Below are 18,421 nucleotides of genomic sequence, written 5' to 3'. Positions count from 1 at the left end.
AGTAATTTACGGCACATAGACCATATCAACTTCAATTATATACCCATTACCCTGTTCTGAAACTTGGGCCCCAAGTACTAGGTCGCTACGTCCTTCACCTTGCGTCCATAAGTCGATAAGAACATCCCAGTGAGTTCCCATCCATATACACACCGAAGACTCCCAAGTTTCTTCAGGCAGCGGAATTAATTTTTCTCCGTAATCATAAATGTATTCTCGAATATGGTTCGCTGTTTCATCAGAAATGAAAGAAACATCTTCGACACCGATGGAGAGTGAGTAATCTTTTTTAGAGAAGGCCTCAACGATATTTGAAAATATTCCTCTCCAAACAGTAGGTATTGCGCGTTCGCTTTCTTCATCTTTCTCTACAGCTATCTCAATTTCCGTCATGATTATTTCTATCCGAAGTGCAGCCTAACGCCCGCCTAACACGCAATGTGTTGGCGTGGCTTTTTGCGTTGTTTTGCCAAAACCATGACAACATAACATTGTCGGAGTTTAGGCGATTGTTAGGCATACATTAACCGTGGTGTCGGCGGATATGCTTTACTAAACCTGACTCGTTAAACTCTAATGAAACAATATTAGTTTTACTATATTCAATGGTTTTATCTAAGTGTACAGGCTTAACTTTACCCATTTCAGTCATTTTTATAAAAACGACATTAGCCCCTACCATAATTTCGTTTATCTCAATATTGCTATTAATAACTTCATCTTTTAGTTTATCAACCATATCTGAACGGAGTTTCGATTTATCAGTATACGTAAACTTGAATTTAACATGTTCATCTATGAAATTATCAGATAATAGCGATATATAATGATCTATTTCTTTAGTGGTTGTATTTGGTTGTTGACGAGCATTTTTAGCTGATACAAATGCTTTTGCTTTTTCGATTAACTGATCTGCCGTGAACTTGTCATTTGCAGAGCTTGAAAAAGATAAAATAAGGGATATGAATACTAAAGTTAATTTTTTCACTGAACTCTCCTTGTATGCCTAACGCCGTTTTAAGCGGCGAGTAATAGTTTGCTAAAATGTGGAGCGAAGCGGAACCGAGCAAACTGTTACGAGTCCGACTTGAAAACCCTTGTTAGGTGCTTTGTACGCTTATCCCTTTAGATATAAGCTCTTGACCATGTTTATGGATTTCATCTCGAACCAAATATGTTGCACCACAGTAGGGATACTTTTCAAGAGCAAGAGCTGTTGATAAACCACAATAAACAATAAATATCGCCTTTTTAAGGTCATCATCACCAACTACATTATTAAAGCCTGAAAATTGAGACCTTACACAGTTAATAAAATCCGCTACATGTTTACTCTGAATATCAGGATTTATATTGTGCGCTATTTGATTTCTTGTTTTAGCGAGTTTTATTAGTGATTTCCATACCCATGTATATTCTTCTTCATCATCTTGCATTAATGCCCTTACGAGCGAAACAAGAGGCTCCCAACTTATAAAAAAAGACTCAATATGCTTTGGATTAGAAACTGTTTTACGAATAAAACTATAAAGCATTGTTTCTGCTAATTGATGACCACGCAATATAAGTATGTCTACGTCATCTCTTTCATTCGGAAAATATGTGTTAAATACTTCTAAAGACGAATCCAATTCTTTTACAAAACTCTCATCCATACTCAGACCTCTAAAATGCACCTAACAACTTTGTCTACGACATTTGTCGTTTTATAAACCGACAAATGTCCATATATTACAATGCATTTATCTTAACCATCAAATAAACACCTGTAAACAATTAGTTAACTGAAAATTATTTTTAATCAGTGCGAAAATGCACCGAAATGGTGGAGATCAGTAATATTGGACAAAACAACAAGCACTGTCTATATATACAGTTAACTTTTGCTAGAGATTCATATCATGAAATCACCTTTTTTAACTATGATAGCCGAACAAATGTATCTAAAGCGTTATGCTAAAAGTACCGTTAAAGCGTATTTATACTGGATAGCTTCGTTTATTCGATTTAACTCTATGAGGCACCCAACAACGATGGGAGACAATGAGGTCGAACTTTTTTTAAACCACCTTGTCAACCAACAAAATGTTGCTCCTAACACTCAAGCGCAAGCCTTAAATGCATTGAGCTTTTTATTTAAAGAAGTGATTAAAAAACCACTTTCATTATCATTAGGTTTTATTAAGAGCAAACGAGCAACTAAACTACCGGTAGTTTTAACGCAGCAAGAAATAAATAATTTTTTTAAAGTGTGCTCTGCAAAGCATTATTTACCCTGTGGATTACTTTATGGTAGCGGTATGCGCTTAATGGAGGTACTGCGTTTACGGATACACGATATTGACTTTGACTATAACTGCATTCGAATTTGGGATGGCAAAGGAGGCAAAAATCGTGTTGTAACCCTTGCCGTAGAGCTCACACCGCAATTACGTTCTCAAATACAATTAGTTGATAGTTACCTGCAATTAGATTTGAAAAACCCCTTGTATAGCGGCGCTTACATGCCTCATTTATTACGTAAAAAATATCCAAACCACAATAGACAGCTGGGCTGGCAATATTTATTTTCATCACATAAATTAAGCATTGATCCTGAGAGTAAGCAATTAAGACGTCATCATATCGATGAAAAACAATTACAACGCGCTGTTAAAAAAGCCGCTTTTGATGCACATATTAATAAACATGTTACGCCACATACTTTGCGTCACTCTTTCGCTACGCATTTGCTGCAAAGCGGCGCTGATATCCGCACAGTACAAACACAGCTAGGTCACAGCGATGTACGTACTACACAAATTTATACCCATGTACTACAACAAGGTGCTAACGGGGTTATCAGCCCTTTTTCGAGGTTATAAGCGTCTCTTTTTAATCCTCTACGCATACATATTCGCTTACAAATCAATACCGTCATCTATTTCCACTTTAAAAACACATAAAAAAGCCCCGCTTGTTTTTACACAAGCGGGGCTCCACACTAATTTTTTAATCAAAAATAAAAGCGCCGATACTGCGGGCGCTTTGCATCATTGAATTTAATTACTTTAACTTACTGATTAACTACGCTTTTAAGCGGGTTAATCGGCTGTGCGTTATCGTCTAGTAGGTTCATATCAAAATCGAACTCATCTACACGAATCGCTTTTTCACGTTTGATGTTGTAATCAATTAACTGAACGTGTTCAGCTTGCGTGATTACGTTTGCCGCTAGTGCGTTATCAAGCGTGATGTTAAAGCGTATACCTGGTTTAATTACTTTAGCACGCAGTGCTTTTTTAACTTTAGCCAGCTCGCCAAGTGATGCCATTTTAGCTTTGTAAGCTTGCTCATTAATATGATGACCATCGCCTACTACTGGTTTAACTAAATGCGTAATTTGCGCTTTAAATGCGGTATCTAGCTGAGCTTGCTTAGCTAGTTCGCGGATTAAATCATCGCTAATTTTTGGCATTTTAGTTGAGTAGTTCATTGTAATGAAACGAATAAACTTACGTGTACCACTTGCAGGGAAGTTATCTAAAAACTTATGCAATGCTTCTTCAGCACTTTGTAGTGCAAAACGAGTCGCGTAATGGAAATACGGAGCTGCTTGCTCACGGTCACTACTTGATACTTTTTGCTCGTAGTATTTAATTGATGCCATAGCTGCATATAAGAAGCTCATTACATCGCCTAAACGTGCCGATAGCATTTCTGCTTGTTTTAACTTACCGCCAAGTACAAGTAACGAAAAGTCTGCGTACACTGCAAGTTTTGCAGATAATTTATGTACTGCTTTTTCGTAGTCACGTACTTCTGGTAATTCAGAATTAGCACTTGCTGTAAATGGTAAAACACCTAAGCGGAAAGCACGTAAACTGTTTGCTGTGCTGTAACTAATTGTTTTACGTAAAATACCGTTAAATTCTTTATCTGCACCTTTGTCTTCGCTGTGAATTGACTCAACCATAGATTGTAAATATGGATGACAACGCATAACACCTTGGCCAAATATCATTAGGTTACGAGTAAGAATGTTCGCGCCTTCTACCGTAATGGCAATCGGCTGAGCAACATAACCACTTGCTAATGTATTTTGTGGACCGTTTTGAATCGCTTTACCCGCTTGAATATCCATTGCTGAATCAAGCACGTCGCGACCAAGCTCTGTCATGTGGTATTTAGCGATTGCAGTTACTACTGATGGTTTTAAGCCCATGCCTAAACCTTCAGTTGTAAGTACGCGCATTGCTTCTTGCAAGTATGTTTTACCTGCAATGTCAGCTAGTTTTTCTTGAATACCTTCAAACTGGCCAATGGCTAAACCAAACTGTTCACGCACTGCTGCGTATTCAGATGCTGATTTAAATGCAACTTGTGCTGTACTAACACCTAGCGCAGGTAATGAAATACCACGGCCAGCACCTAAACAGCTAACCAGCATTTGCCAACCACGGCCGATGTTTTTCTGTCCACCAATAACAAAGTCCATTGGTACAAATACTTTGTTACCACGTGTAGTACCGTTGTAAAAACGAATACCCATTGGGTCGTGACGATTACCAAGCTCTACACCTGGGTGCTCTTTTGGAATAAGTGCACAGGTAATACCTAAGCTTTCTTTGCCACCTAATAAACCATCAGGGTCCATTACTTTAAAGGCTAAACCAAGTACAGTAGCAATAGGTGCAAGCGTTATGTAGCGTTTGTCCCATGTTATCTCAAGGCCAAGTACTTCTTCACCGTTGTACATGCCTTTAGTTACTGTACCAATGTCTGGAATGCCACCTGCATCAGAACCCGCTTCTGGGCTTGTTAATGCAAAACATGGAATGTCTGTACCATTTGCTAGGCGTGGTAAGTAATGCGCTTGTTGTTCTTGCGTACCAAAGTGAAGTAATAACTCACCCGGGCCTAACGAGTTAGGAACCATGACGGTTACCGCTACTGCTGAGCTTTTAGTCGCAATTGTGCCAACAATAGTAGAGTTTGCATAAGGGCTAAACTCTAAACCACCAAACGACTTAGGAATGATAAGCGAGAAAAAACGCTCTTTTTTCAAAAATTCTAAGATGTCATTTGGTAAATGAATGCCGTTTTGAATCACTGAATCGTCAATCATGCCCAATAACTCTTTTACTGGACCGTCTAAGAATGCTTGCTCGTCTGCGCTTAATTTAGCAGCAGGTACGTCGCGAAGTGCACTGAAATCAGGCTTACCTTGGTAGATAGAACCTTCAAGCCATACATCACCCGCGTCTAGCGCTTCTTGTTCTGTGATAGAAATACTTGGTAATACTTTTTTTAGTTTTGTACGTAAACTCATGATTGAACTCATCCGACCAGCTAAATAATACCTACATTACGTCATAAAAAATCGTTTAGATCAATTACTCTATTCAATTAATTAACAGTTTTATCAATTTATTTTCTTTACCTGAACGTAAACTGTTGAAACACAAAGGCTTACAGTTGTACGCTGAAAAAAAGTATTTTAGCTAAAATGATGAATAAAACAGCAAAAGCTCTAGGGTCTGTTGATCTTTGCGGATTAAAATTTGTTCAAACTAGGGGCTATTTAATCGCGGCGCGAGGTTTGTAACCTAGTGGGCTAAGTAAAAACCGAGCAACAAAGAGTAAATAGCCCCTAGAAAGAACCCTTTGGGCAGCGCCTGTTTGGCATTAATGCTACGTTATCGCCCATTTATGGGGAATAACCACACTACATAGGCTCTGCCTTGCCTAAATACCAAACAGACTGCTGCAAATTCAACCTTGAAAGATCAACAGACCCTAGCGCTGTATCTATTTTTTGATGGGCATAAAAAAACGCAGCACAAATAGGCTACGTTTTTATTCAATTTGTAGAGGCTACATTATCAGTTAATCTAGCTAAAACTACCTAAATTTAAATCAAATTGTATAAGCGCTTCACTTAGCAACTTTAACAACTTGCTTGCCGGTAAAACCACCAGCAAGTTGTTTATTAAGTGCTTGCGATACTGACTCAGCACTAAAATCTACGGGCGTTATTTCTGGGTGTTTAATGTCGCCACTAACAGCTCCTTCAAGTAACAGGTTGCCCATAAAACTCAAACGTTGTTGTGCACATAAACTATTAGCAAGCCACGCACCACCAATCGATACAACACTAATATTGGGCGCTCGGTGATACATTAAGTCTTGATCAAAGCAAGGGAGCGGATTTAAGCAGGCAATACGTCCGCAAAAACGCATTAACTCAATATTACGCTGAGTACACTCACCACCTATCGTATCAATAACCGCATCAAAGCCTTGCGGGCCAAGTTCTCTACGGATTTTTTCGCATAGCTTTTTATCGCTATAGTCAAAAACCACATCAGCGCCTAGCTGCTTAACCAATTTATGGTTACGCTTTGATGCCGTGGTAAATACATCTGCACCACGCTGTTTTGCATATTGAATAGCAAACTGCCCTACCGCTCCGGCTCCGCCTTCAATAAAAATAGTATCGCCTTCACTAATGCCTATTTTATCTAAACTAATAAGTGCTGCCATACCGGCGCATGGAAGTGTTGCTGCAATGGCCGGATTTAAACCGCTTGGCACAACCGACACTGCAAAGTTAGGTACCTTGGTGTATTCGCTCAAAGCACCTTGCTCACCAATGTTGGCATGCCACATAACGCGCTGGCCAACATTTGGAAACACACCTTTATTAGCTTTAACCACAACACCTACGGCATCTAAGCCTAAAATGTGTGGATACTGCCATTTACAAAAGCCTGTTTTAGCAAATTGACCATCAACTGGATTTAAACCAACGTACTCTACTTTTACAAGCAGCTCGTTATCTGCACAAATAGGAACAGGCAGCTCAGCATCCGCTAAGTCAATTGCTTCATTTGGTTCTGGCAGTACAATAGCGCGCATCGTTTGCGGGATAATGTATTCATGTAAATTTTCAGTATTTGGCATCAATATAACTCTACTTATTAGTGTCGTTTAACGCATAACTCCATTGGCCATTAAATGACTGGTAAGCATTTACTTTGGCAAGCAGTGAAGAAATTGTTGTTTCAACAGCATTTTCTTGTGCTATTAAAACATCCTGGCGCGCATCTAACAACTCAAGGTAAGGAATTTGACCTTCTTCGTACATTGCTTGTGCTTGTAAAAATGCTTTATTAGCAAAGTCATAGCGCTCATCGGCAAAGCGTTTTTGCTGTGCTTGATTGACCAACAATTGCAGTGAAAGTTCACTTTCACTTAGTGCAGTTAATACTACTTGTTGATAATCGCTGTAAGCGGCTTCACTTAAAAACTGCTGCGCGTCGCGCTGTGCTAATAATGCTGGGTAGCTTAATAACGACCATTGCAATTGCGGCGCTACTTGCCACTGTTGGTCGGTATTTTTTAAGCCTGTGCTATCTATACTCACAACCCCTGCAAATGCAGATAAGCTAATATCTGGTAATAACGCTTTGCTAGCTGCAACACTTAAACTATTTGCTTGGCTAAAATCAAACAATGCACGGCTAATATCTGGACGTAAGGCAATGGCATTATTAGCGTTTTTTAGTGCTACGCTAAAGTCACGTTCAAGCACACCTTGCTCGTTTTCAATAGCAATATTTTGCGCTAACTTACCGCTTAGTACTGCAAGAGCAGATAAATCGCTGTATTTTGCATACTCAATGGCAGGCATTAGTGCTTGTTGCTGCCTAAGCTGCGCCATCGTACGGTTTAAATCAAGCTCGTTTGCGACGCCTTCGTCAACACGGGCTTGAAGAACGTCAATACTTTGCTCAAGCGCTTCAATTTGAAGTGTAACAATGTGTTGTTTTTCAACATTGCCTTGATAACTTACAAAGCCTTTAACAACTGACGAAACTACTTCAATTTGTAATAAGCGTACTTGCTCTGCTTGGCTCATGGCTGATGCATTTGCAGCATCAACCAACGCTGTTATGCGACCAAATAAATCTAGCTGCCAATCAAGAGCAACGTTTGCACTTGATTGGCGGTCAAACACGCTTGGTGCATCGCTTCGAGCTGCGCCAACATTTACGCCACCTTGCGGTAGGTATTGGGCTTTTTGCTCTCCTAGTCGCGCTAATGCACTTTTAAGTGTTAGCTGGCTTGTTTGCAAATTATAGTTATTTGCAAGCGCACCAGTAACAAGCTCATTTAGTTGATCAGAATTAAGCTTTTTCCACCAGTTTGTTTCATCAGCAACGCTAACGTTACTAGCAATATTAGCTTTAGCAACAAATTCGTTAACAGCTTTTTGCTCGCTCATGGTGTCTATTTTACTCGCGCACCCGGCTAAAAACGCAGCGACTAATACCGCACTGGCAGTCAGACTTGTTTTAAGCCTTTTTTGCATTAATTTAGTCATGAGTATTCTCCTGCGCTTTCTCTTTTTTGTTAGTCACTAACATATAAAATACCGGCGTAAACAATAGGCCAAACACGGTTACACCTATCATGCCTGAGAATACTGCGTTACCCATTGCGTGTCGCATTTCGGCGCCCGCACCGGTGGCAAGTACTAACGGTACAACACCTGCTGTAAATGCAATTGAGGTCATTAATATTGGGCGCAAGCGCATACGACATGCCTCAAGTATTGCCTCTAAGTGCGATAAGCCTGAGTCGTGTCTATCTTTTGCAAACTCAACCATTAATATCGCATTTTTAGAAGCCAAGGCCACCAGTACTATTAATGCTATTTGGGTGAATATGTTGTTGTCTGAGCCAACAAACCACACACCTAACAAGGCTGAGAAAATAGTCATTGGTACAATTAATATAATTGCCAGTGGTAAACGTAAGCTCTCGTACTGCGCTGCAAGTACCATAAATACAAGTAATACAACTAACGGGAATACATAAACCATAGTGTTACCGGCAAGTACTTGTTGGTACGTTACTTCAGTCCACTCATATTCAATACCTGTTGGTAGTGTGTCTGCGAGTACTTTTTCAATAGCAACTTGTGCTTGATCAGAGCTATAACCTGGCGCTGGGCTACCATTTAGTTCTGCACTTGGGTAACCGTTGTAATGCATAACACGGTCAGGACCAATTGTTGGAGTTACTGTTAATACAGAGCCTAGTGGCACCATATTACCTGAGCGGTTACGTACTTTTAAATTAAGTATTTGATCAGGGTCTAAGCGGTAGTCAGCATCGGCCTGTGCATTTACTTGGTACGTACGACCAAACATATTAAAGTCATTTACGTACACAGAGCCTAAGTAAATTTGCAGTGCGTTAAATACTTCATCAAGTGGAATACCTTGAATAAGCGCTTGCTCACGGTCAATATCAATATCCATTTGTGGAACTTGGATACGGAAACTTGAGTACAGGCCCATTAATGCTGGGTCTTGTTGCGCTTTAGTAATTACGGCTTGCAGACTATTAAATAGTGCTTCAAATCCTTTATTAGCTCTGTCCTCTATTTGCAGTTTAAAACCACCGGTAGTCCCTAAACCTTGAATTGGCGGCGGTGGAAATACCGCTACAAATGCCTCATCAATGACGGCAAAACGTTTATTCAACTGCGCCGCTATTGCCATCGCTGATTGGCTTGGGTCGGTACGTTTGTCAAAGCTTTCAAGTGGTGTAAATACAATGCCGCTGTTAGGGCTATTTGTAAAACCGTTCACTGATAAGCCAGGGAAAGCAACAGTATGTGCAACGCCTGGTACTTCTAATGCAATTTGCTGCATTTGAGCAAGTACATCTTCAGTACGATCAAGGCTTGATGCGTCAGGTAACTGCGCAATAGCCACTAAATACTGTTTATCTTGCTGTGGAATAAAGCCACCTGGTACGGTATCAAATAACTTAATTGTGCCGCCAACAAGTGCAATGTAAGCCACCATTACAACAACGGTCATACGAATTAGTTTTTGTACCAGCTTTTCGTAACCTTTAGCACCACGATTAAATACGCGGTTAAATGGTTTAAACAACCAACGACCAAACAATTTATTAAGTAAACGCGTAAATGCATCTGGTTTTGCATCATGCGATTTTAATAACAATGCAGCAAGTGCAGGCGATAACGTTAATGAGTTAAACGCTGAGATAATCGTCGAAATTGTAATTGTAAGTGCAAATTGCTTATAAAACTGACCTGATAAACCGGTAATAAACGCAGTAGGAATAAATACGGCACTTAGTACTAGCGCAATGGCAATAATAGGGCCTGTTACTTCACTCATTGCAACGCGGGTTGCTTCAAGTGGCGATAAGCCTTTTTCAATATTACGCTCTACGTTTTCAACAACTACAATCGCATCATCTACAACTATACCTATGGCCAATACTAAGCCAAACAACGACAAGGTATTAATTGAGACACCTAACCACTGCATTACGGCAAACGTACCAATGAGCGAAATAGGCACAGCAATTAGCGGAATAATTGATGCACGCCACGTTTGTAAAAATACAATAACAACAATAACTACCAGTACAATTGCTTCAAGCAACGTTGCAATTACCGCGTCAATTGAGCCACGAACAAATACCGTAGGATCGTACACAATGTCGTATTCAACACCAGTAGGGAAATCTTTAGATAAGCGCGCCATTGTTTCACGTACTTGATCGGAAAGCTCAATAGCGTTTGAACCTGGGCGTTGGAATATTGGCATTGCAAGTGCTGGTTGGTTATCAAGCTCTGCACGCAGTGCGTAAGTGTCTTGACCTAAATCAACACGGGCTATATCAGATAAACGCGTTAACTGACCTTCGTCGCCTACTTTAATAATAACTTGTTCAAATTCTTCAATACTGTTTAAACGACCTTTAACGTTTAACAATATTTGAAATTGACTGTCGTTTGAAATAGGTTGCGCGCCTAAGCTACCTGCTGCAACTTGCTGGTTTTGCGAGCGAAGTGCTGTTACTACATCTGTTGCTGTTAATTCGCGTGCAGCAAGTGCATCTGGGTTTAGCCATACTCGCATTGAGTATTTGCCAGCACCAAACATGCGGATATCACCTACGCCTGGCAAGCGCGCAATTTCATCTTTAATATTTAAATCAGCATAGTTAGATAAGTAAGCTGTGTCGTGCGTTTTTTCAGGTGAGTATAAATGCACTACCATGGTTAAATCTGGTGATGACTTTTCAGCCACAACACCTAAACGTTGTACTTCTTCTGGCAAACGCGGAAGTGCACTGTTTACACGGTTTTGTACTTGTACTTGAGCACGATCTAAATCGGTACCTAACGCAAAGGTTACCGTTAGTGTCATGCGGCCATCACTGGTACCTTGCGAAAACATATATAGCATGTTTTCAGTACCGTTAATTTCTTGCTCCAGCGGTGTTGCTACTGTTTGCGCAATAACGGTAGGGTTAGCACCTGGGTAGTTGGCGGTAACAACAACAGTTGGAGGAACTACTTCTGGGTATTCACTTACTGGTAATTGGAATAGTGATATACCACCAGCAATTAAAATAACCAATGACAGCATGGCCGCAAATATTGGACGCTGTATAAAGAAATGCGAAAATTTCATCAATAAACCTTATTGCTTAGCCACAAGTTGTGCGTTGTCATTTAACAATGTAAATGCCACACCACTTGTATCAATTGTTACTGTTTGCGGAGAGATTGGCATACCAGGGCCTACGCGAGCTGGGCCATTTACAGCAATAACATCACCTTCGTTAAGGCCCGATGTAACCGCACGTAATGCACCGTAACGCTCACCAGTAGTGATAAGTTTGTATTCAAGTACGTTGTTTTCGCCAACCGTTAATACAAAACGATTTTTTAAGTCGGTACCAATTGCACGTTCTGGGATAATAATCGCGTCGCTAATAGAGTTGGCTGCAAGCTTAATACGTGCAAACGAGCCTGCGCGTAATTGGTTACTGTCTTCATTAAATACCGCACGTACGCGTAATGTACCCGTTGATGAATTAATTTGGTTATCAATAAAGTTAATGTAGCCTTTGTATGCAAAATCGCTTTGACCCACTTTTTGCATTACAACAGTTTGGTGGCTCGCAGCAGTAACATCATTAAAAGAGCTATTCCATGTGCGTTCATCAACATCAAAATAAGCATACATAGCTTGGTTTGAAACAATTGACGTTAATACGCTTTGACCCGCAAGTATGTTATTACCTTTAGTAATATTTGCGCGAGAAATAATGCCATCAATTGGTGATACTACTGACGTAAACTCTAAATCAAGCTCTGCTGAAGTAAGTTGTGCTTGAAGTGCAGAAAGCTGTGCTTCGCGTTGGCGTAGTGTTGAAGTACGCGCTTGTGCTTGCTCAGTTGAGATTGCCTTACGGTCTAATAAGCGTACCGCACGTTTGTCTTCACTTTTAGCTTGTTCAAGTGCGGCTTCTGCGCTATTGATTTGTGCTTTTAAGCTTGCAACAACCGCTGCAAATGGGCGAGCATCTAATTGAAATAAAACATCGCCTTCTTTAACCACGTCGCCTTCTTTAAATTCAATGCTATCGATGATTCCTGATACACGCGGCATTAAAGCAACTTCTTGTGGAGACTCTAAACGAGTTGTATATGTGTGCCAGCTTTGTACCGGCTTAACAAGCACCTGTGCTACATCAATTGGTTGAAGTTGCTGTGCAGGTGCTGATTGAGCTGTGCTCTCATCAGCACAACCCGCAAGTGTTAAAGATGCCGCAGTAAGTGCAGCAGCAATTAGATGTTTGTTCATGAAGACGCTCCATTGTTGATTAGCCTCGCATAATACGGATTAAACCCGTGTGTAAAAACCATAGATTTTTAAATTCATTAATGCCAAAATGGCATCAATAGATTAGTTAAGGTGTAATAATGGATACAACAAGTCGACTTTTAATGTTACTTGAAGTGGTTGAGCAAGGCTCTTTTGCTAAAGCTGCAGAAATACGCAACATAGATCGCTCTGTTATATCTAAACAAATTAGCCGTTTAGAGGATGAGTTAGGCGTTAGGTTACTTAACCGAACCACGCGTTCATTTTCGCTCACAGCGGCGGGTGCCGAAATGATCAAAAAAGCCGCTGAGCTTAGAGAGCTGCTCGGCGAAACCGTACGCATGGCTGAAAACTACCATTTAGAACCGCGTGGCGTATTAAAAATCACTTCATCAACACTTATTGGTCGTCGTTATTTACAACCTGTACTTAATGATTTTCAAAAACGCTTTCCTCAAGTAGAAGTTGAACTGCGTTTAGACGATAGATTAGTAGATATAGTCTCTGAAGGATTTGATTTGGCTTTTCGTGTAGGTGAGCCTAAAGATTCGTCACTTATTGCACGTAAAATAGCGCGTAACCGATTATTAATTTTAGCTGCACCGCAGTTTATTGAAACTTACGGTATGCCAAAAACAATCGAAGAGTTAGCGCAATTACCAGCAGCAAGCTATGCCAGTAATTCTATTCGAGTAGAAACCATAGATTACTACGATAGTAAGGGTGAACGCTGCGAGCAAAAAATAAAAAGTGTGTTTCGTGCTAATGATGCCGAGTCATTGTTAATGAAAACATTATCGGGAACAACTTACTTTGTTGCCCCTGCATTTATTATTGGTGATGAAATAATACAAGGTAAGCTAGTGCCTTTATTGACCGATGTAAAACTGATGGAGTTTAGTGCGATGTATGCCGTATATCCGCACCGAGATTTACCAGTGAGAACCCGGTTGTTTTTTGATGCTGTGCGCGAGCATTTAGGAAAAGATAAACCGATTTGGGAAAACGGGATCCCCAATTTTGAGCAAATGTATTAAGTAATCCTGCTTAAGCAACTACCGTTTCATAGTCATGTTCTTTTTTAAACTTACAGTACACTTTATTGCGGCCAAATTGTTTTGCTTTGTATAACTGTTTATCTGCTTGGTTTACAAAGCTTTCCAATGAATTAGTACTTTTAAATTTTGCCACACCAATACTGGTTGTAACATTGATTGCAAGGCCGTCAATGTCAAATGTGGTATTTTCAAAACGTGCTCTTATTTGTTCAGCGGTATTAAGTGCAGCCTCATCATTTTCAAAAGAGCTAAATAAAGCAAACTCTTCACCGCCTACTCTAAATACATACCCTCTACCAAGCACAACTCTTAGTAAAGTGGCCACTTCGATAAGTACTTGGTCACCGACACCATGGCCATGCTCATCATTTATCTGCTTAAAAAAGTCTAAATCGAGTAAAAACAAATATAACTGTGACTTATCTTGTAGTTCTACTTCAAAGTAGTGGTTCATTGAAAGGCGATTGCCTGCACCCGTTAATGGGTCAAGTAACGCTAAATTTTTAAGTCGCCTTGAAAAGTGTGAACGGCTCCCTTCAAAAACATGAGAAATCGCCCAAATACTTAAATAAGCACAGAGTAGATTAAGGGATAAGTTAAAAGTTTCAAAGGGGGCAAGTGTAGACTTACTCCCTAAAATAAACACTTGGATAACTAATAAATTTGCAGAGAAAATTACACCATATTGTTTACCTAATAAAAGGTAGTACAAAATAGGTAATGCGAATGACCATACAAACACACCATTACGAGGCGATGCTAAGGATGTACCTAAAATAACAATTAGCGTTATAAGTACACACATTATTAAGGATTGCCAAAACTGTAGTGGACGGCGTATAAGTGAAATATAAGTAAATATACAATAAATAGAAAAACAGATTTCGATATAGCCAAGCAATGGAAAGTTATTTACGGTTAAATTAAATCCCGCAAATCCTACCGATAAAAAACCAAAACAAAGACACATCCCTCTCAGGACGTCCTTTCTTAATGATTTAGTGCTATTAAGAGCCGCGATATCCATTCTAATCACTTAATAAAAATAAAAAGTAAGTTTAACGTGAAAATACAATTTAACAAGCTTTGTTGATATAAAACCATGTAGATACAACCAGTTATTTACATTTTAGGGATAATGTAGTGTATTTCAGAAACACGTTTGATGCTTTAATATCACTAAGTGGCTTTAACAACTAGCCACCTAACATGGATAAATTAGTAGTAATACCTGTATTACCTTGGTGTAAAAGGTGAGTTGGCTTTTTGGTTTTAATATAACGAGATAACAATGCCATTAATTCACTGTTTGAACTGTCGTTCATATATTCTCTTAGCGAAATACCCTCTTCAGAAAACAAACACAAGTGCAGATTCCCTTTTGCTGTAACCCTTAATCGGTTACAGGTACTACAAAAGTCGTTGCTGTAAGGCATGATCAAACCAATTCTGCCTTGATAATCAGGATGAGCAAACTCTTGAGCAGGACCTGCTGATGCACTACGCGCAACTTGCTGCCAACCCGTTTGTAATAACTGAGTTTTTAAAACTTGCCCAGAAACATGGTTAGCATCAAAAAAGGCTTTGTTGTCGTTTGTTTGCATCAATTCTATAAAGCGGATGGTAACGGGACGGTGTTTAACCCAATTTAAAAATGTATCAAACTCTTTTGCGTTGTATTGCTTCATCAGCACGCTGTTTATTTTTACCGAATCAATACCCGTTTCAAGCGCAGTATCAATGCCTTTCATTACTGAGGTAAATTTGTCATGTCCAGTAATGGTGTTAAACATGCGTGAATCTAAACTATCAATGCTTACATTAATGGCGTTTAAGCCTGCATCTACCCAGTCATGAATATTCTTATGAAGAGAAAAACCATTGGTAGTCATTGCAATTTTTTTTATGCCCGCGACATCTTTTGCCGCGCGAACAACATCTATAAAATCTTTTCTAAGCGTTGGCTCTCCGCCAGTGATCCTTACTTTTTCGATACCATGGTGTGCAAACGCTTTAAGCGTGTTGCTAATTTCATCAATTGTGAGAAAACCACGGTCTGGCCCGCCCTGATAACCATCTGGTAAACAATAAACACACTTAAAATTACATACATCAGTAATAGACAAACGTAAGTAACTAAACTCTCGCCCTGTTGGGTCGATTAGCATAAATAAACCTTAACTAATATCAACAAGTAATAACAACCTAATACCAATTTGCAATAATACTTAATCATTTAATTAAGCAAATTAGTATAAACAACGCTACTTATTGATACATAAATAATAATTACATAAATATATTTAATAACTAAAAGGGGCAGCTTAAAGCACACCCCTTTAGTTATTTTTGTTTTACGCTTCTAAGCCTTTTTTAAGTTCGCTTGGCTTCATTGGTAGGTCACGTAAACGCACGCCTACTGCATTAAATACAGCATTACCAATCGCAGGAGCGACCCCTATAACGCCAGGTTCGCCTAAACCAACTGGAAACTCATCGCTTTGTAAAAATTCAATGTCAATATCTGGCACATCTTGCATTCTTAGCGGTAAATAAGTATTAAAGTTAGTCGCTGATACCTGTCCATCTTTATACGTATTTGATTCATGCAATGCAAGGCTGCTGCCCCATAGTAACGACCCTTCAATTTGCGCCAGTGCGCCATCTGGGTGAACTATTAAGCCAGCATCTACAACAACATAAAGCTTTTTAAGCGTTATTTTACCACTATCACGGTTAACGTGAACATGCGCTGCAGTTGCAAGCCATGCTGGCATAGTACGTTCTTGTCCTGAACTTACAGAAAAGCCAATGCCTTCATCTTTTGCTAATTTAACAGAAGCTACTTTGTCAGATACTGTTTTAAGCACATTACGTAAGCGCAGTGCTCCGCCAACGCTCTCAGGTGCTTTACCCGCTTGCTTGCCTTTACCGTCTAACATTTCAATTCTAAATTGAACAGGATCTTTGCCTTGCTTATGGGCAATTTCATCAATAAACGACTCAAGACTCCATGCAATCCAACCTGGCCCTACTGAACGTAACCAACCTGGAGTGAAGGTGCTTTGTGCAACTTCGTTATTAATAGCGCGTGCACGGTGACTGCTCATGTTATACCAATGATCAGCGCCTGATGCAGAAAATGCATCAAATTTACCTTTACCATCAACACCCGGTGATAAAAACCCTGGTGCCATTGCTTTAGTAGGCCAACCTGCAGCAAATGCATGCTCTAAACCAGTAAAAGTACCATTTTTATCAAACGACGCCGTCATTTTTGCAGCAGATGCAGAACGAGACTGATCGAATAAACTATCGTCTGCTCGTGTAAATACCAGTTTTACTGGTTTACCTACTGCTTTTGCGGTTAGAGCTGCAGGTACAGTCCAGTCACCAAATAATCGACGACCAAAACCACCACCTAAATAATAAGGACGAATAATTACTTTGTTTTGTTCTATTTCGAGTGCTTTAGCAAGCGCAGGTAACGTAAGTGACTGCCATTGGTTACCAGTATGAATAATCCAATTTCCGTCTTTAAATTCTGCAACCGCATTTAATGGCTCTAGCTGATAATGACTTGCTGTCGCTGTGGTATACATTGATTCTAACGACTCACTGGCGTCTGCTTGGGTTTTCTTTATATCGCCTTGATCAACAAATAAAGTACCCGAGTCGCGTTGCTCGCATAATCGCTTACCTTCTTTTTGAATATCAGCTTCAGATATATTTGCTGACTCACCCTTTTTGTAACTCACCTTTAAAGCATCTACTGCTTTAATGGCACTTGGGTAACTATCAGCTAATACAACAACCCAGCCTTGCACTGTGTTACTAGGGTCATTTAAAATTTCATAGCCTTTGTAACCTTTAATAGCTTTTGCTGCACTATCGTCAACGTTTGTTACTGTGCTGCCATAACGGGTTGGCGGTATTACTGGTCGCGCGTACAGCATGCCTTCAACTTCTACATCTATCCCATATACTGCGGTACCATTTGTTTTGGCTGGTATATCAAGCGCTTTAAAGTCTTGTTTAAGCCCAGTTAAATGACGTTTATTAGCAGGTTTTAGTGGAAGGTTTGCAACTTCATCACTGGTAAATGTACGATTAAACTCGCCTTTTTTAACTATGTCAGCATAACTAACCGATTTTTCGCCTGCAATAATATAGCCCTTTTCAGCACGACATTTGTCTGCAGGCACGCCGAGCATTTTAGCTCCGGCTTCTATTAATGCAATTCGACCCGCAGCGCCGGCTTGAGATAATGGCTTGAAGCTTTGAAATACAGACCACGAACCACCCGTTACCATAAAGCCCCATTTTTCATGGGTATCTACGTAGGTAATTGATACTTTATCCCAATCACATTCAAGCTCATCAGCCACAATGCGCGCAAGAGCAGTACCAATATGTTGACCCATTTCAGCTTTAGCAATACTCACTTCTACGGCGCCGTCGGTGCTCATAGTCCACCAAATAGTGGGTGAAAAAGCTTGTTGCGCAATTGATTCTTTTGCACTGAGCGAACCCGAAAATAACGCAGGGGCAAACGCCATGACTAAACCTGCGCTAGCAGTGCCAATCATAAATGAGCGACGATTTAAATTAACGGTTTCGCTATTTTTTTGAAATAATTTTTTCATTATC

The 18,421-nt window shown here is 39.9% G+C and carries 13 protein-coding genes; 2 read left to right on the top strand and 11 right to left on the bottom strand.

Features of this window, described 5'->3' with window-relative positions; translation table 11 throughout:
* Positions 1-6 precede the first annotated feature (6 nt).
* From I6F47_RS07575 to I6F47_RS07565, 3 genes are all read right to left on the bottom strand, one after another.
* Positions 7-393 (bottom strand): DUF7668 domain-containing protein, encoded by a 387-nt coding sequence (locus tag I6F47_RS07575; protein WP_197183628.1) that lies wholly within the window; start codon positions 391-393, stop codon positions 7-9.
* A gap of 130 nt (positions 394-523) precedes the next feature.
* Positions 524-988 (bottom strand): nuclear transport factor 2 family protein, encoded by a 465-nt coding sequence (locus tag I6F47_RS07570; RefSeq protein WP_197183627.1) that lies wholly within the window; start codon positions 986-988, stop codon positions 524-526.
* A 112-nt stretch (positions 989-1,100) separates the two neighbouring features.
* The gene (locus tag I6F47_RS07565) at positions 1,101-1,655 is read right to left on the bottom strand and encodes a hypothetical protein (RefSeq protein WP_197183626.1); all 555 of its coding nucleotides are present in this window, start codon (positions 1,653-1,655) and stop codon (positions 1,101-1,103) included.
* Between the two features lie 246 nt (positions 1,656-1,901).
* Here I6F47_RS07565 and I6F47_RS07560 point away from each other — a divergent pair, with 246 nt between their 5' ends.
* Positions 1,902-2,864: an integron integrase gene (locus I6F47_RS07560; protein WP_076926105.1), complete on the top strand. Its 963-nt coding sequence runs from the start codon at positions 1,902-1,904 to the stop codon at positions 2,862-2,864.
* Between the two features lie 191 nt (positions 2,865-3,055).
* Here I6F47_RS07560 and I6F47_RS07555 read toward each other — a convergent pair whose 3' ends face one another.
* From I6F47_RS07555 to I6F47_RS07535, 5 genes are all read right to left on the bottom strand, one after another.
* On the bottom strand, positions 3,056-5,311 hold the full coding sequence (locus I6F47_RS07555) for an acyl-CoA dehydrogenase (RefSeq protein ID WP_024605458.1): 2,256 nt from the start codon (positions 5,309-5,311) through the stop codon (positions 3,056-3,058).
* 605 nt (positions 5,312-5,916) lie between these two features.
* Positions 5,917-6,945, bottom strand: coding sequence for a zinc-binding dehydrogenase (locus I6F47_RS07550; RefSeq protein WP_165722564.1), 1,029 nt, complete (start codon positions 6,943-6,945; stop codon positions 5,917-5,919).
* A gap of 10 nt (positions 6,946-6,955) precedes the next feature.
* Complete coding sequence (locus I6F47_RS07545; protein ID WP_101217022.1) at positions 6,956-8,368, bottom strand: TolC family protein; 1,413 nt, start codon at positions 8,366-8,368, stop codon at positions 6,956-6,958.
* Positions 8,361-11,513 (bottom strand): efflux RND transporter permease subunit, encoded by a 3,153-nt coding sequence (locus I6F47_RS07540; protein ID WP_197100606.1) that lies wholly within the window; start codon positions 11,511-11,513, stop codon positions 8,361-8,363. Before I6F47_RS07540 ends, I6F47_RS07545 begins: the two co-directional genes overlap by 8 nt.
* A 9-nt stretch (positions 11,514-11,522) precedes the next feature.
* Complete coding sequence (locus I6F47_RS07535) at positions 11,523-12,692, bottom strand: efflux RND transporter periplasmic adaptor subunit (protein WP_010553924.1); 1,170 nt, start codon at positions 12,690-12,692, stop codon at positions 11,523-11,525.
* Positions 12,693-12,811: 119 nt separating this feature from the next.
* On the opposite strand from I6F47_RS07535, the gene I6F47_RS07530 reads away from it, so the two are divergent.
* A complete protein-coding gene (locus I6F47_RS07530) occupies positions 12,812-13,750 on the top strand; it encodes a LysR family transcriptional regulator (RefSeq protein ID WP_007582020.1) in 939 nt (312 codons plus the stop codon).
* A gap of 10 nt (positions 13,751-13,760) precedes the next feature.
* On the opposite strand, the gene I6F47_RS07525 is transcribed toward I6F47_RS07530, so the two are convergent.
* The 3 genes from I6F47_RS07525 to I6F47_RS07515 all read right to left on the bottom strand — a co-directional run bounded on the left by I6F47_RS07525 (position 13,761) and on the right by I6F47_RS07515 (position 18,417).
* The gene (locus I6F47_RS07525; RefSeq protein ID WP_197183625.1) at positions 13,761-14,798 is read right to left on the bottom strand and encodes a GGDEF domain-containing protein; all 1,038 of its coding nucleotides are present in this window, start codon (positions 14,796-14,798) and stop codon (positions 13,761-13,763) included.
* A 169-nt stretch (positions 14,799-14,967) separates the two neighbouring features.
* The gene (gene moaA / locus I6F47_RS07520; RefSeq protein ID WP_024593165.1) at positions 14,968-15,939 is read right to left on the bottom strand and encodes a GTP 3',8-cyclase MoaA; all 972 of its coding nucleotides are present in this window, start codon (positions 15,937-15,939) and stop codon (positions 14,968-14,970) included.
* A 186-nt stretch (positions 15,940-16,125) separates the two neighbouring features.
* The gene (locus tag I6F47_RS07515) at positions 16,126-18,417 is read right to left on the bottom strand and encodes a xanthine dehydrogenase family protein molybdopterin-binding subunit (RefSeq protein WP_197183624.1); all 2,292 of its coding nucleotides are present in this window, start codon (positions 18,415-18,417) and stop codon (positions 16,126-16,128) included.
* Positions 18,418-18,421 lie beyond the last annotated feature (4 nt).

The organism is Pseudoalteromonas sp. NZS37, assembly GCF_015864265.1.
Taxonomy (GTDB): Bacteria; Pseudomonadota; Gammaproteobacteria; order Enterobacterales; family Alteromonadaceae; genus Pseudoalteromonas; species Pseudoalteromonas arctica.
Note: the sequence above shows the minus strand (reverse complement) of the source record. Positions and strands in the feature narration are given on the sequence as shown.

Bases quoted from the DNA above. Each gene is read 5' to 3' on its own strand.
- I6F47_RS07575 (WP_197183628.1), bottom strand. From the start codon at position 393: ATGACGGAAATTGAGATAGCTGTAGAGAAAGATGAAGAAAGCGAACGC.
- I6F47_RS07565 (WP_197183626.1), bottom strand. From the start codon at position 1,655: ATGGATGAGAGTTTTGTAAAAGAATTGGATTCGTCTTTAGAAGTATTT.
- I6F47_RS07560 (WP_076926105.1), top strand. From the start codon at position 1,902: ATGAAATCACCTTTTTTAACTATGATAGCCGAACAAATGTATCTAAAG.
- I6F47_RS07555 (WP_024605458.1), bottom strand. From the start codon at position 5,311: ATGAGTTTACGTACAAAACTAAAAAAAGTATTACCAAGTATTTCTATC.
- I6F47_RS07550 (WP_165722564.1), bottom strand. From the start codon at position 6,945: ATGCCAAATACTGAAAATTTACATGAATACATTATCCCGCAAACGATG.
- I6F47_RS07545 (WP_101217022.1), bottom strand. From the start codon at position 8,368: ATGACTAAATTAATGCAAAAAAGGCTTAAAACAAGTCTGACTGCCAGT.
- I6F47_RS07540 (WP_197100606.1), bottom strand. From the start codon at position 11,513: ATGAAATTTTCGCATTTCTTTATACAGCGTCCAATATTTGCGGCCATG.
- I6F47_RS07535 (WP_010553924.1), bottom strand. From the start codon at position 12,692: ATGAACAAACATCTAATTGCTGCTGCACTTACTGCGGCATCTTTAACA.
- I6F47_RS07530 (WP_007582020.1), top strand. From the start codon at position 12,812: ATGGATACAACAAGTCGACTTTTAATGTTACTTGAAGTGGTTGAGCAA.
- I6F47_RS07525 (WP_197183625.1), bottom strand. From the start codon at position 14,798: ATGGATATCGCGGCTCTTAATAGCACTAAATCATTAAGAAAGGACGTC.
- moaA (WP_024593165.1), bottom strand. From the start codon at position 15,939: ATGCTAATCGACCCAACAGGGCGAGAGTTTAGTTACTTACGTTTGTCT.
- I6F47_RS07515 (WP_197183624.1), bottom strand. From the start codon at position 18,417: ATGAAAAAATTATTTCAAAAAAATAGCGAAACCGTTAATTTAAATCGT.